Source organism: Streptomyces sp. NPDC029674 (assembly GCF_044903205.1).
In the GTDB taxonomy this organism is placed as follows: domain Bacteria; phylum Actinomycetota; class Actinomycetes; order Streptomycetales; family Streptomycetaceae; genus Streptomyces.
On the sequence record NZ_JBJDPY010000020.1, the window covers coordinates 24,190 to 37,910 of the forward strand.

At 71.6% G+C, this 13,721-nt stretch carries 12 protein-coding genes and 2 pseudogenes; 7 read left to right on the plus strand and 7 right to left on the minus strand.

Annotation, left to right across the window (positions count from 1 at the left end):
* Positions 1-326: 326 nt before the first annotated feature.
* Positions 327-718 (minus strand): annotated as a pseudogene (locus ACI2L3_RS34140) (DUF6415 family natural product biosynthesis protein).
* 6 nt (positions 719-724) lie between these two features.
* Here ACI2L3_RS34140 and ACI2L3_RS34145 point away from each other — a divergent pair.
* Positions 725-919 carry a hypothetical protein gene (locus ACI2L3_RS34145; protein ID WP_404756398.1) on the plus strand — a complete coding sequence of 65 codons (195 nt, stop codon included), beginning with the start codon at positions 725-727 and terminating at the stop codon, positions 917-919.
* A gap of 2 nt (positions 920-921) precedes the next feature.
* On the opposite strand, the gene ACI2L3_RS34150 is transcribed toward ACI2L3_RS34145, so the two are convergent.
* The gene (locus tag ACI2L3_RS34150; protein ID WP_404756298.1) at positions 922-2,226 is read right to left on the minus strand and encodes a hypothetical protein; all 1,305 of its coding nucleotides are present in this window, start codon (positions 2,224-2,226) and stop codon (positions 922-924) included.
* A gap of 485 nt (positions 2,227-2,711) precedes the next feature.
* On the opposite strand from ACI2L3_RS34150, the gene ACI2L3_RS34155 reads away from it, so the two are divergent.
* From ACI2L3_RS34155 to ACI2L3_RS34165, 3 genes are read left to right on the plus strand one after another with little or no spacing between them, the layout of a single operon-like run.
* Positions 2,712-2,900 (plus strand): DUF397 domain-containing protein, encoded by a 189-nt coding sequence (locus ACI2L3_RS34155; RefSeq protein WP_404756299.1) that lies wholly within the window; start codon positions 2,712-2,714, stop codon positions 2,898-2,900.
* 7 nt (positions 2,901-2,907) lie between these two features.
* The gene (locus ACI2L3_RS34160) at positions 2,908-3,588 is read left to right on the plus strand and encodes a DUF7019 family protein (protein WP_404756300.1); all 681 of its coding nucleotides are present in this window, start codon (positions 2,908-2,910) and stop codon (positions 3,586-3,588) included.
* A 36-nt stretch (positions 3,589-3,624) separates the two neighbouring features.
* Positions 3,625-5,619, plus strand: a complete 1,995-nt coding sequence (locus tag ACI2L3_RS34165; RefSeq protein ID WP_404756301.1) for a HEAT repeat domain-containing protein — start codon at positions 3,625-3,627, stop codon at positions 5,617-5,619.
* Positions 5,620-5,714: 95 nt separating this feature from the next.
* Here the strand turns inward: ACI2L3_RS34165 and ACI2L3_RS34170 are convergent, their stop codons facing one another.
* On the minus strand, positions 5,715-8,126 hold the full coding sequence (locus ACI2L3_RS34170) for an FtsX-like permease family protein (RefSeq protein ID WP_404756302.1): 2,412 nt from the start codon (positions 8,124-8,126) through the stop codon (positions 5,715-5,717).
* Positions 8,123-8,803 carry an ABC transporter ATP-binding protein gene (locus tag ACI2L3_RS34175; RefSeq protein ID WP_404756303.1) on the minus strand — a complete coding sequence of 227 codons (681 nt, stop codon included), beginning with the start codon at positions 8,801-8,803 and terminating at the stop codon, positions 8,123-8,125. Before ACI2L3_RS34175 ends, ACI2L3_RS34170 begins: the two co-directional genes overlap by 4 nt.
* 931 nt (positions 8,804-9,734) lie before the next feature.
* On the opposite strand from ACI2L3_RS34175, the gene ACI2L3_RS34180 reads away from it, so the two are divergent.
* Both ACI2L3_RS34180 and ACI2L3_RS34185 read left to right on the plus strand, forming a co-directional pair.
* Positions 9,735-10,313 carry a Mu transposase domain-containing protein gene (locus ACI2L3_RS34180; protein WP_404756304.1) on the plus strand — a complete coding sequence of 193 codons (579 nt, stop codon included), beginning with the start codon at positions 9,735-9,737 and terminating at the stop codon, positions 10,311-10,313.
* A 51-nt stretch (positions 10,314-10,364) separates the two neighbouring features.
* Positions 10,365-10,896, plus strand: a pseudogene (locus ACI2L3_RS34185) (ATP-binding protein); the annotation flags it as partial.
* A gap of 38 nt (positions 10,897-10,934) precedes the next feature.
* Here the strand turns inward: ACI2L3_RS34185 and ACI2L3_RS34190 are convergent.
* Together ACI2L3_RS34190 and ACI2L3_RS34195 are read right to left on the minus strand one after the other, a co-directional pair.
* Entirely contained in the window at positions 10,935-11,573 is a 639-nt protein-coding gene (locus ACI2L3_RS34190) for a LysE family translocator (RefSeq protein WP_404756305.1), read from the minus strand.
* A 248-nt stretch (positions 11,574-11,821) separates the two neighbouring features.
* On the minus strand, positions 11,822-12,703 hold the full coding sequence (locus ACI2L3_RS34195; RefSeq protein WP_404756306.1) for a LysR family transcriptional regulator: 882 nt from the start codon (positions 12,701-12,703) through the stop codon (positions 11,822-11,824).
* Between the two features lie 60 nt (positions 12,704-12,763).
* Between ACI2L3_RS34195 and ACI2L3_RS34200 the strand changes: the two genes are divergently transcribed.
* A complete protein-coding gene (locus ACI2L3_RS34200) occupies positions 12,764-13,129 on the plus strand; it encodes a DoxX family protein (protein WP_404756307.1) in 366 nt (121 codons plus the stop codon).
* Positions 13,130-13,305: 176 nt separating this feature from the next.
* On the opposite strand, the gene ACI2L3_RS34205 is transcribed toward ACI2L3_RS34200, so the two are convergent.
* Entirely contained in the window at positions 13,306-13,656 is a 351-nt protein-coding gene (locus ACI2L3_RS34205) for a hypothetical protein (RefSeq protein WP_404756308.1), read from the minus strand.
* Positions 13,657-13,721: the final 65 nt, after the last annotated feature.

Here is a 13,721-nt window from a genome sequence, read left to right on the forward strand (position 1 = left end):
CACCGGCAACGGATCACCACACTCCCGGCAATACCGCCGGACCGCCCCGCCAACCCCCGCATCCCAGATCATTCAGCCTCCTCTGCCCTACGGCCAGAGTCAAAGACACCTACTGAGTGCACCGGGAACCGCCCTCGAACCGGAGTTGGGACGGCGTGACAAACAGGGCTCCCGGGCGCAGGGCGGCCCGGGTTCCTTCGCCGTCCGGGTCCAGCGGCACCGCGCCCAGGCCCTACACGCACTGAGGTGCGATGCCCGGGGGTTCTGAGCCGCAAGCATCGCGCTGGTGTGCGTGGAGGCCCCTGGGATCTGAGGCTGCTCCCCCTCTAGCTGCGACCTGGTGCGGAAGACGCTGTCGTCGCCGGATTCCGCCAGGATCCGACCGCCACACCGTTCTGACTACGCGCCATCCCTGCCGGCACGTTCTGGACGCAGCGCACGGTGCCCTCGATCGGCACGGACAGCCGGCCTTCTGCCTCGCGCAGGACGACGTCAGCGAGCGCCTTGGGCCCGCTGCCCTTGGGCAGCGGGTCGGCGCGGCGGCGGACGCCGGAGGCGACCGCGCGGGCGTGGCCGGTGAGCTGGAGGGCGATCTGCTCCAGGTCCCGGGCCGTACGAGTACCTTGTCGGTCCATGCGAGGACGGCCTTGACGAGGCACTCGTAGGGTTCGCGATCGAGCGGGAGCCCGGCTTCGATCAGGCCGTCGGGGTCGTGCAGGACTGTGTGAGTGCTGGAGCGGCCGGCGTCACGAGCACGGCGCCGGGCGTGGCGCTCGTGGACACGGGCGCGGACGCGGTGGAGCAGGTGGCCCAGCTCCTGGGCGAACACCGCGTGTGGGCCGCTTCCCGGCCGCGCTCTGACCGGCGCCCCACGCTGGACGCCCGGGCCCGCCTGGCCTGGGCGTCCAGCAGTCAGTGAGGTCAGGGCGTGTTGACGGAGAAGACGACCCGCCTGCCCGCCGTGGAGTTGATGCGTTCGTTGATGCCCCACAACCGGTCCGTTGACCAGGAGTAGCCGAGGTTCTGGGTGTATACGGGGGCGGCGGTCATGACGTGCGGCGCGGTGTTGGCCTGTGCCTTGTGGATACAGGAGTACGGATCGTCCGTCGTACCGCCACCCGCGCCCGTCGGGCAGGTCCCGGACATGTACCAGTTCGTGCCGTCGGTGGCAGCGCCCTGCATGGACCAGACCGGGGAGGAATACGCGGCGGAGGCATGGCCCTTGGGGAACTTGGTCGTGGCGTCGAGCGGCCAGCGCACGACGCGGCCGCCCGCCGCGTCCTTCTTGTACTCGGCCGAGACGAGGGCGTCCTGGCCGCCGGTGCGGTCCAGGCTCAGGGAGTTGAGGCAGGGCGTGGTGCCCGCGGTGACCGTGCAGGCGGCGCTGCCGGTCGTGGTCCGGTACATCGCGACCATGGGGACGGCGTAGTTGTGCCACAGGCCCGAAGAGGTGGTGCCGGTGATGCCCACCTCCTTGCCCTGCTTGTTCAGCTTCCATATGTGCCGCAGGTCGTAGACCTGGAGGTAGCGGCCGTTGGCGACGAAGGCGCGGTCGCCGTACCAGACGACACCGTCGACGTGATTGCCCGGGACCACACGGAAGGTGCCGGTGCCGTCCGCGTTCACGGCAGGCTGGACGAGGAGCAGATTGTGGTAGTTGGGCGTCCCGCTCTTGGTGCTCACCAGCGAGAGCCGGGCGTACTCGTCACCGCGCCGCTTGGACGGGTCGGGGTTGCCCATGTCCGTGCCGTGGTGCCAGGTGGCGGCATAGGCGGGGACGCCCTTCCCCTGGCCGTCGGCGGCGGGTCCGCTGTCGCTGTACGGCAGGGAGAGGCCTTGGGGCGTCCAGCCGCCGTCCGTCGCGTTCCAGTTGCTGGACCGGTCGTCCTCCGGCTTCCAGCAGTAACCGCTCGGCTTGAGGCTCGCGGACAGGCCGGTGTCGTGACAGAGGCCTGCGATACCCGTGTTGCCGCCCGTGTTGAGGACCGTACTGACGTCGACGTTCTTGACGGCTCCGGTCTTCTCCACGGCTGCGACCGCGGCGTCGGTGCCCTCCGCGCCGCCAGGGGCGAGGACTTGGTTGAGCTTGAATTGCGAGACGGTGGCGGGGTCCACCGACCCGAACGGCATTGCCGCGGCTGCTGGTTCCGCACTCGTGAGCGTCGCGGCCACAGCGGCCGCCACGGCGCCGGCCGCGGTCAGTCTTCTTCTCCATGTATGAGTCACGCAATGACGATAAGGCCACCGGACTCACCGACTCCGCGCGCGTGGCTGGCCAGTTGGAGCACGGGCTGCTTGTAGTCGCGCGGGATGAGGTTCGCACGCAAGGACAGCAGTGCCGAGCGTTTCGTACGGCGCGCGGTCCAGCGGGAGTTCGGCGGCGACCAGGCCGTGAGGGTCGTGAAGCACGGTGTGGGTGTCGCTGCTCATAGCTGCCTCGCCGCATCGTCCTAGTAGTGCTTCGTCAGGTTCTGGGTCTGCTGGTGGCAAGGGGTCGGCCGCAACACCCACGCAGGCCTCTCCAGCGCGTTCATCCTGATCGAGACTCCGGAGCACCAACGAGTCGCCTGCACCGGAGCGCAACGTGGCAGCCAGCTGATTGCCGCCCCTGACGATGTGTCCATTCCGGAGCGCAAGTATGTGATGCTGCAGACCCAGGCCCTCAACGCCGATGTAGCCGGGGCCCTGTTGGACCGTTTGATAGGAGAGCAATGAGCACGGCATTGCAGTGGTTCAAGTCCAGTTGCAGCACCGGACAGGGCGGTGCCTGTCCGGAGATAGCCGCAGCCCCATCGGCTCTTTGCATCAGGAAATCCAAGGACTCGCGCGGAGCGCACCTCACCGTCACTCCCGCCACCTGGGCCGCCTTCCTGGCGCTCCCCCAGAAGCCCGGCGCCTGACCGGCACATGAGGTACTACCTCTACCTCTCCACCGCCAAGGTGGACATGCTGTACGGGCAGATCCCGCCCAGGCTGCTGAAGCGCCTCGCCGTCGAGGCGAAGGTCGACCTCAAGGTCCTCAGCCTGGCCGTACAGTCGCCGCGTACCGAAGCGAGCGCGTACGACCGGCTGGACATCGTCGAGTCGTACCTGGAGCGGGAGTTCGACGTCGGCTGGATGACGGAGCCCACCGCCTGGTTCCGGGGCGATCTTGCGCTGCGCATCGCCGGATACGGCGAGGTGAACAAGCCGACGCTGATGACGGGCCGCGACGGCGACACCGTGGTCGCGCTCATCGGCTCCGCCCACCACCTGGTGGGCTACGAGGCGCCGCCGGAGATGGGCCGGATCGGCTTCTCGGGGCTGCCGTCGCTCTTCCGGCTGCTCCAGGACACCCCTCCGGAGTGGGAGAGCCAGTTCAACGTGCAATCGCGCGGCGGCCGGATGCCGAGCCGGGAAGGGGTGGCCCACGACGTGCTGCACGCGGCCGAGGGGCTGACGGTGCCGCCGGTGTACTGCGACTTCCTGGCGCGGCAGTTGATACGTTCCACCGTGACGCGACAGGACGGCGAGGAGCTGACGATCGTCGTCGGGACACCGCTGTACGTGGCGATGTCGGACCAGGTGCACGAGGGCGAGGGGGCCTGAGTGGAGCGGGCGGCGTCCATCTCCGAGGTGATGCGCATGCGCATGGAGGGCGACGTGGCGGGGCTGTGCCGGGCCACGTGGTCCGAGAACCATGACGCCGCCGTGTACGCCACCGCGATGCTGGGCAGCGCGGTACGCACACCGGAAGTCGTCAGGACACTGCACCTGTGCCTCACGCGTGGGGACGAGCCGCTCCCCGGACTTCACTGGCACGCCCTCGCATCCCTGGGCAGGCTGCGCGTGGAGCGGGCCGTGCCCCTGCTGCTGCGTACCCTGGCCGAGGCGGACCACAACCGCCGGCAACTGGACGAGGTGGCGTGCGAAGCCCTGCTGGCCATCGGTGGACCGGAGGTCGTCCGCGGTCTCGTGGACCTGTGCGAGCAGTTGCCGTCCGGCCGGGGGTACTGGACGGTACGGGTGCTCGACGCCCTTGCCGCGCTGCGGGCCTCGGAGGCCGTGACGCCCCTCCTGGCCACGCTGTGGGGGTACCTGCCCGATCTCGCGGTACGCGTCGTGCGCACGCTCGGCGCGATCGGGGATCCACGGGCCGCCTCCGCCCTGCTCGTCCTCGCGCACTCCCCCGCCTCGGACACGCACCTGCGCCGCGCCGCGGTCGAGGCGCTGCACGCGCTGCCCGCCGCCGGGTGGCCGCCCCCGCACCGTCACCCGTCTGTCGAGCGACTCCTCCACGCCCCCCAGCGCGACCCGGACCCCGACACGGCGCGCCTGGCGACGGCCCTGCTCGCCAGGACCGAGGACGGCCGGGCCCACCTGTGGGACGTGCTCCGCGGCGCGGCGGAGCAGGGCGGCCCCGACTGCCCGCCCCACGCCGTGGCGGCGGTCTGCGCGCACATCGCGGCGGAGCCCGGCCTTTTCGCCGTATCGGACCCCGGCGAACACCACGCCCTGCTCGCGCACCTTCTGCGCGCGGCGGCGCCGGCTGTGCGCCGGGCCGCCGCCGGGGCGCTCGCCGCGTCCGCGGGGGCCGGGGCGGCCGGTGCGCTGGTGGCGGTGCTGGGCGACGCGCACATCGACGACACGGTGGCGGACCTCGTGGCCGCGCTGCCGGAGCCGGTGCTGTCCGAGCTGGTGCTGTCCGAGCTGGTGGACCTGTTCACGCGCCCCGGCGGATCCGTCGCCCGACGGCAGGGTGTGGCGCGCGTGCTGGGCCTCGCCGGACGCACGGACGCGGCCCCGGTGCTCCTGTCGGCCTTGGCGGACGACACGACTCCGGTCGGGGTACGCGCGTCCGCCGCCGACGCGCTCGGCGCCCTGCGGCACGCGGCCGCCGCCCCGCTCCTCGCGGCCCTGGCCACGGACGAGGAGCAGCCCGGCACCCTGCGGGCGCACGCCGTGCGGGCCCTCGGTTCGATCGGTGTGCCGGACACGCTGCCGGTGGTGCTCGCCTGCGTGCGGTCGCCGCACGAGGCGGTGCGGGGACGGGCGGTCGTGGCCCTGGGCGCGTTCCCGGTGCCGGAAGCCGCCCGGGTGCTCGGGGAGTTCGTGACGCCCGGCGCCGGGCCGGGCCTCGCGCGTGCCGCCGTGCGGGCGCTGCGGGAGATCGGCGGCCCGGCGCTGCCGGTCCTCGTCCGGCTCGCCGCCGGCGCGGACGGCCTGCCCGAGGACGTGGGTCACCGGCTCGTCGGGGCGCTCGCCGCCCACCCCGGGGCGGAGGTGACCGGGGTGCTGCTCGGGCTCGCCACGGCGCCGCCGGACCGGAGGGACGGGGCGACGTACGCGACCTGCGGTGAGCGCCGGTTGTCCAGATCGGCCCCGGTCCGGGAGGTGGCGTCCCTCGCGCTCGTCGAACGCGGCTCGGCGCGTAACCTCACTCCCCTGACGGCCCTCCTGGGCCCCGACACCTGGTTCGGCGCCCACGAGCCCGCTGTACAGGCCCTGTTGCGGATCGGCACCGAAGAGGCGTACGAACACGTGCTGGCGTTCTGCTCCAGGACGAAGCACTTCTACACCTGGCACGTCGGCGCCCTGGACGCCGTCGCCGCAGCACGCGGGGTCCGGCTTGGCCCCTAGGACCAGGTCGTGGCCGCCGTTGGCTCGGGGCGAAACCGCGGGCGGCGCGGGCCAGCAGCGCCGGGGAGGGCCGGCTGAAGTTCGTCTCACTCGTTTTATTCGTCGCGCAGGCCGTCGGGACGCATCATGCGCCACATCGCCGGCAGGCTCAGCAGCGTGACCAGGAGGACGACTGCGCCACCGATCCCGGCCATCCCCGCGATGCCGGCCCAGGCCACCGCGAGCGGCAGGCCCGCCATCTTCAGCAGCATCGAGCCGAGACCCAGGCCGCCGACGACGGCCAGAGCCAGGCCGAGCAGCACCGGCAGCGCGGTCTGCCACAGCACCGACAGAGCGAGCGTCGAGCGCCGGGTGCCGAAGGCGACGAGCACCGCGAGCAGCTTCCTGCGCTCGCGGAGCTGGTCCAGCATGGTCACGAGCATGCTCGCGCCGATCAGCAGCAGCGTGACGGTCGCACCGATGAACAGGCCGCGCTTGATGTTCGTGAACTCCGGTGCCTGTTCGCTCTCCACGTTCTCTTCGACCTGGAGCAAGGGGTCGATCCGCGCGGCGGTGTTGCGGACCCGCTCGGCCGCGTCGCGGTCGGAGGGGTCCAGCTTCACCAGCAGTTCCGTGCCGGCGTCCGCCAGGTCGTGGGTCCTGATCGCCTCGGGCGTGGCGAAGACGCCGGTCGTGAAGGACCCCGCCGGGTCCGGCACCACCTGTGTGGCACGGGCGGTGGCAGGGACGGTCCACAGCTGGGGCGCGGCCTTCGGGGAACCCTCCTCCGAGGCGGCCAGGTCGACCTGTTCGCCCGGGTCGGGGGTGTACACGCCGCCCTTCAGGGGGTCCTCGCCCGACTCGTCGGCGACGGTGTAGACGCTGCCGGGCCGGCAGCCTTTGGCCTCGACGATCTGCCGCAGGCTCGCGCAGTCACCGACGATCACGAAGGCTCCGGGCGCGTCGCTGCCGGGCTCGGCGGCATGGCCGAGCGTGTAGGCCAGGGCGGATGTCACGCCGGGCGTGGCCCGCAGGGCGGCCATGTCCTCGCGCTGCCGGTTCTCGCCCTCGTACGCCCCGGTGATCCGCAGCTCGCCGCGGACCGGGCTGCGGCCGGTGGTGTGCGTGTACCGGCTCTCCAGGCCCGAGAACAGCATGTGCACGGCGATCGCCCCGGCCACCGCGAGGGTGATGCCGCTGACCATGCGCGCGGCCGTGCCGCTGTCCGACTGCAGGCGCCGGCCGGCGAGTTGCAGCGACAGCGGACCGCCCCGCAGCCGTGCGACGACGGCCTCCATCGCCCAGGGCAGCAGCGCCGTCACCCCCGCGAGGAGCAGGACCGCGCCCACCGCGATCTTCGGTTCGTTGACCCGGGTCTGCGGATCAAGGCCGTCGATCATCGGGAAGAGCAGCGTCACCCCGGCGGCCGGCAGCAGCAGCCGCCACCACAGCCGCCGCTTGACCGTACCGGCGTGCCGTACGACGCCGAGCGGTTCGACGGCGACGGTGCGCAGCGCGAACAACGTGACGGCGACGGCGAGGACCGGCACGCCGGCCACGATCAGCGCGGCGAGCACCGGGTCCGGGGCCACGTCGGAGGCGAAGACGCTGATCCGCCACAGCTCGACCGTGCCGACGAGCCGCCGCCCGCCCACGAAGAGCCCCAGGCCCACGGCGAGTCCCGTCAGCGCGCCCACCAGGGCCTCACCGGCCGCGATGCGCCGGATCGTCGCGGTGTCCGAGCCGACGAGGCGCAGCGCGGCCAGCCGCCGGTCGCGGCGCTCGCCCCCGAAGCGGACGGCCCCGGCGATGAGCACCGCCACCGGCATCAGCAGCACCACGATGGCGATGACGACCAGCAGCATGAGGAACGAGTCGAGGCCCTCGGAGGGGCTCGGGCCGCCGAAGTGGTCGGTCCGCGTGGGGTTGTCGCCCCTCGGGGTCAGGTCGTCCGCCCCCGCGTAGTAGGCCAGTTCGCGTGGGCCGAGCAGTCCCGCCTCGCCGATGGTGCCGGTGACGCGATGGTCCAGACGCTTCTTGAGCAGGGCGCCCTCGGCGGAGTCGAGCAGTTTCTTCAGTTCGGGGGAGACGACCATCTCGCCGGGGGCGGGCAGTTCGTCCAGGCCCGGCGGGAGGACCGGCCTGTCGCCGTCCGGCCGGACGAGCCGCCCGTAGATGTCTTGGCCCCGGTAGGCGGTATTCGCCCCGCCGGTGACGACCGTCTCGTCGCTCGGTCGCATCGGCGCGCCGTACACGAAGTCGTCGCGGGCCGCGCCGCGGTCGTCCCGGGCGCTCAGCACGGCCGGAACGGCGCAGGCGAGGAGCAGCAGGGCCACGCCCAGGCCGACGCCGACGGCGGTCAGCAGCGTGCGGGTCCAGGCCGGGCGTCCGCCGCTCACCGCGAACCAGGCGCCGAATACGAGGTCGCGCGCCCAGGCCGCCGGGCTGGTACGGGCCTCGCCCCGGGCCGCGCGCCGGGCTGCGCGCCGGTGCTTGAGGCGGTCGCGGGTGCTGTGGGCGCGCCTCACGCGGTGGGCTCCATGTCCCGGGACCTGCCGTCGCGTACGACGATCTCGCGGTCGGAGTGGGCGGCGACCCGTGCCTCGTGGGTGACCAGGACGACGGCCGCGCCCGTGTCGTGGGCGGCTTCGGTGAGCAGCCCGAGGACGAGTTCGCCGGTGAGGGAGTCCAGGGCGCCGGTCGGCTCGTCGGCGAACAGGACGCGGGGCTGTGCGACGAGGGCGCGGGCGAGGGCGACCCGCTGACCCTGACCGCCGGATATCTCCCCGGGACGCCTGCGGGAAAGGTGGTCGATCTCCAGGCGCTCCAGCCATGCGAGGGCTCGGCGCATGGCGTCCTTGCGGAGGGTTCCGTTCAGCCACAGCGGCAGCGCCACATTCTGCAGACACGTCAGTTCGGGCACCAGCTGCCCGAATTGGAAGAGGAACCCGAACTCGCTCCGGCGCAGCCTGCTGCGTCCGGCGTCCGACAGCGTCGACATGGCCCGGCCCTTGTACCTGACCCGGCCGGCGTCAGGCAGGACGATGCCGGCGAGGCAGTGCAGGAGGGTCGACTTTCCGGAGCCCGACGGGCCCATGACGGCGACGATCTCGCCCGGCCGGATGCTGAAGTCGGCGCCATCCAGGGCGTTGGTCGAGCCGTAGGCCTTGCGCAGGCGGGTGGCGGCCAGGATGGGGGCGCTCATGGACGGATCTCCGTGGCGAGGGGGCCGAGACGGGCGGCGGTGAACTGTCCCGCCCCCAGAAGTGCGGTGCGGGCGCGACTGCTTGACATGCGGCGCACTCTACATGGCATGTATACCCGGCATGTATAGCTGCCTGGGCTCTCGGTCGGGCGGGGGGGGCTTCGGCCGTCTTGGGGGCGGGGCTTGAGGCTTGGGGCGGGGCTTGAGGCTTGGGGCAGGGCTTGAGACTTGGGGCAGGGCTTGAGGCTTGGGGCGGGGCTTGAGGTGGAGGTCCAGGCCGTACGGAAACGGTAGTGCCCACCACTGACAGAACGCCAAGGGACCTTGGCCGGGTCCGCCGCGACCGCCTCGCCGCAGCGGGCGGCATCGGCACGACACAGCGACACCGAGGGCCCTGGCAGGCTTGACGACGACGCGCGTGAACGGACGAGTTGGTGCGCGCGGGATCGAAGCCACGGCGCGACGAGGCAGAAGGCAGAGACAACACCAGGGCCTGGACGCGGCACGGCGGCGGCAGGAGCTTGCAGCGGGTGATGAGACTCGGAGTACTGATCGGGAACGGTCCGTACCCCGCCCTGGAGGCGCTGCCATGCCCGCCCAGTTCGTCCCCCCCTCGGAACCGCTTCGCTCGTCCCGGGGTCTTCAAGCGGCGCACCCTTGTGCTGCCTGAAGTCCGTTGCACCGGTGACGGCCCGACCACGGACAAACAGCGGACGGGCCGCTGCAGGGGGGCACGGGCAGAGGCCGGGAGCGGTGAGAGCCGGCACAACACTGCGCGACCGGTGCCGAATTCGACGGGGACGGACGGGGAGTGTGAGCTATCTGCTGACGCGCACAGGGGCGCCCTGGCATCCTGATGGCGGCCGGTTTCTCCGGCCCTCTGCCCCGCGTAGCGCGGGGATGGCTGCCGGTAGTACTCCAGCAGATCACCGTGCGCACCAACCGGTACTCGGTGCCGGTCCGGCTGATCGGCAAGACTCTCCGAGTGCTGCTGCACGCCTCCGAACTGGTCGTCTTCGACGACGGCCGGGAAGTCGCCCGGCACGAGCGGCTCAGCACCCAGGGCGGCTCCCGCCTGGTCCTGGACCACTGCCTGGAGTCCCTGGTCCGCAAGCCGGGCGTGTTTCCCGGCTCGACAGCGCTGGAGCAGGCCCGCGCGGCGGGCCGGTTCACGCCCGTCCATGACACCTGGCTGGCGGCGGCCCGCGGCGACCGCGAAGGCACCAAGGCCCTGATCGAAGTCCTGCTGCTGGCACGGCACATGAAGCACGAGCACCTGGTCGCCGGGCTCGCGACCGCCGCTGCGGGCCGGCGCGGTGACCGCGGACGCGGTCGCGCTGGAGGCCCGGGAGATCGCCGACAGCGATGCGCGGGACCAGCCGGTGCCGACTGCCTCGCCGGATCCGGGGCCGGACGGGCCGGCTGGGGCGACGGTCACCTTCCTTACCGACTGGCGGCTGGCGCATCTGCCGCCCGATACTCGGCCGCTGCCCTCGGTGGCGGCCTATGACCAGCTGCTGCGATGTCGTGGCGGGAGTGCTCCGAGCGAGGGAGAAGCGACATGAACGCCAAGCGCAACCGCAGACTCACCGAGGAAGCCGCGACCACCGCCATCGACCAGGCGTGCCGGATGCTGCGGCTGCGGCTGCGGCTGCGGCTGCGGCTGCGGCTGCCCACGATCCGGGGCCAGTTCCCCGACCTCGCCGGATCCGCGTCCCGCGAGCAGATGTCCTACCGGGGCTTTTTGGCCGAACTGCTGCTGGCCGAGTGCGACGACCGCGCCCGGCGCCGTTCCGAGCGGCGCATCGAGGCGGCTGGGTTCCCGCGTGAGAAGTCGCTGCGGGCCTTCGACTACGACGCGCACCCCAGCATCGACGCGGCGACCATCAACACACTCACCACCTGCGAAAACGAGCTGGTCGAGGCGATCGGCCGATACGGGCGCGTCGATCTCTTGTGCATCGATGAGATGGACGAAGACCTTCACCGATCCGCGGCTCTGCTCCGCGATCGTCGACCGCCTCACCTTCGGCGGCAGCATCATCGAAACCGGAACCGACTCCTACCGCCTCGCTCAGAGCCGGGCACCACAGCAAGTCTCCGGTTGGAGCCTGCATATGAGGGGGTGGAATCAGTCCTTTCGCCCAGTCGCGGCGACCGTGACGCCGAGGCCAATCATGGTGAGCCCACCGACCCCGCCGACCAGGGAGAGCCGCTGGGGTGAGCGGGCGAACCAGTCCCGGGCGGTGGACGCGACCAGCCCCCACACCATGTCGGAAGCAATGGCGATGATGTTGAAGACCAGACCGAGCACCAGCATCTGGACCGCGGCATGTCCCTGGCCTCGATCGATGAACTGCGGCAGTAGGGCGGCGAAGAACACGATGGTCTTGGGGTTGGTCACGCCGACCGCGAACCCCTCCCAAAACGTCCGCAGACCACTCTGCGCAGCCCCCACGCCTGTGACCGCGGCATGCAGCGAACCACGTTCCCGCCAAGCCTTGACGCCGAGATACACCAAATATGCGGCACCGGCCAGCTTGAGCAACGTGAAGACAAGAACCGAGCGTTCCACCAGCGACCCGATCCCGAATGCCACGGCGACGATCAGCACATAAGCGCCGAGCGTGTTTCCCACGACCGTGGTCAGTGCGGCACGGCGTCCCTGCGCCAGCGCCCGCCCGATCACGAACAGCACGCTGGGACCGGGAACCACGATCAGCAGGAACGACATGGCTGCGAAGGCGAGTAGACGGTCGACAGCCACCATGAAGCTATGCAAGCACGGGGAGTGCTCACCCTTCCAGCCGGTTTTGACCTGTCGCAGCGAAGGTTGAGTGTTCTCACCGAACATTGAGTGCCATCGGGTCGGCGCGGTCGGCGGCCACGGCCCATGCGCACTCGGCCGAGGCCATCGCCGCGGGTGTCCTCGTGCTGGACGAGCCGTTCAACGCGGCCGCCTGCGGGAGTAGCGCCGATCCGGCCGGGCAGCGTGCCGGCGGTCCGTCGGCCCCGTCGTCAACTCCGGCTCAGTCGCCGCGCCATGGCCTCCAGCAGCTCATCCAGCGCCGCCTCGTGCGTCCGCCCCCGAGGCCGGGCCAGCCCTACCCGGCTCGGTGAGACCCCGCGGACCGGACGGAACACCACGTCCGGGTGGGAGTAGAAACGGGCCGCCGACGCCGGGGCCAGTGCCACGCAGCCGCCCGCCACCGCTCCGAGCCACTCGTCGGGACGGCTGGTGACGGCGCCGACCCGGACGGGGTGCCCGTCCCGCTCCTCCGCCGCCAGCCAGTGCTCCCTCCAGGCTCCGGTCTCGGCTCCGGCCGCGACGAACGGCTCGTCCCACAGCTCCCAGAACTCCACCGTCTCGCTGTTCGCCAGCGGATGCCGAGCTGGCAGCAGCACCCCGCACTCCTCGACGAACAACTCCCGCACCGCCCACCTCTCCTGACCCGGGAACGGCAAACGCACCACTGCCGCATCCGCCTCACCCCGGGCCAGGCCGGCGCTCGGGTCCGACCAGTCGAACTGCCGCAGTTCCACTCGCCACTCCGGCCGCGCTCGGCGGAACTCGGCGATGACCTCGGGGACGGCACCCACCGCGCCCGCGTCCAGGAAGCCCAGGCGCAGCACCCGCGCCGCCCGGCCGGTTGCCTGAACCGCCTCGTCCCAGCCGCCCAGCAGTGCGGGCACCCGCGACGCGAACTCACGGCCGGCCTCGGTCAGCGCCATCCCCGACCGCGAACGCGCGAAGAGCCGTACCCCGAGACACTCCTCCAGACGCCGGATCTGCTTGGTCAACGCAGGCTGCGAGACGAACAGCCTCTGCGCTGCCCCGGTCAGGCTGCCCTCCTCCGCCACTGCGGCGAAGTACCGAAGCAGGCGCGTGTCCACGTCCATGCCACCAGGTTATAGAAGCAGGTATTGGACGGTGCCAAGGTGCCCGCGGACCCTGCAGACATGACCGGTACCCAGCTCGCGCTCCTCGTCGTCACCCTCCTCACCGCCGCCGTGAACGTCGGTAGCGCCGCCGCCGACCTCGCCGGGGCGCGCTTCGTACTGACCAACTCGGCGGAGGTGGGTGTCCCTCGATCCTGGCTGCCCCGGCTGGCCGCCCTCAAGCTGGCCGGTGCGGCGGGCCTTCTCCTCGGCCTCCACGACGCCGCACTGCGCCCTCTCGGCGCCGCCGCGGCCTGCGGCCTCGTCCTGCTCTACCTGGGCGCGCTCGCCTTCCATCTGCGCGCCCGCGTGCTCTACAACCTCGCGTTCCCCGGTTTCTACTTCGCCACCGCCGTCGCCTCGCTGGCCTTGACCGTGTCCTCCTGATGGCGGCACCACTCAACGTTCGATGAGAACACTCAACCTTCGCTGCGACAGGTCAGGTTTCCTCATCCGGGTCGCTGTTCCCTGCCCGGCACAGGCTCTCAGGCCGCCATCCGCCATCCGCCATCCGCCATCCGAAGTCAGCAACAAACGCCTCCCGCTGACACCTGCATAGCCGGCTACTGGACGTTCTCCTGTCCGATCGCGCGGAGGACATCGGCGAGCCAGACCAGGTGGTGGCCCACGGCTCGGTCCGGGTCGGCGAGCAGGTCCTCAAGGTGCTGCCAGGACTCGGACAGCTGCCCGATCGTGATCGTTCTCGGTTCGTTGGGGACGTCGTAGAGTTCGTCGCCCGCAACAGACCAGAAGTAGTCGCGTTCGAGCGCCACAGTGCTGCCGGCTGACGCTTCGATGTGTCGCAGTGCCAGCTCGAAGGCGTCGCCCGCTCCGCCCGGGGCCGGATCAACTCCGGCCGCACGCCGATTCGTGCGGACACGGTCGCCGACCGCCTCCCCGACACTGCCTGGCACCGGCAGAGCGCCGGCAACGGCGCAAAGGGGCCGCGCTATTACGACTGGGCCTGGATCCATATCGG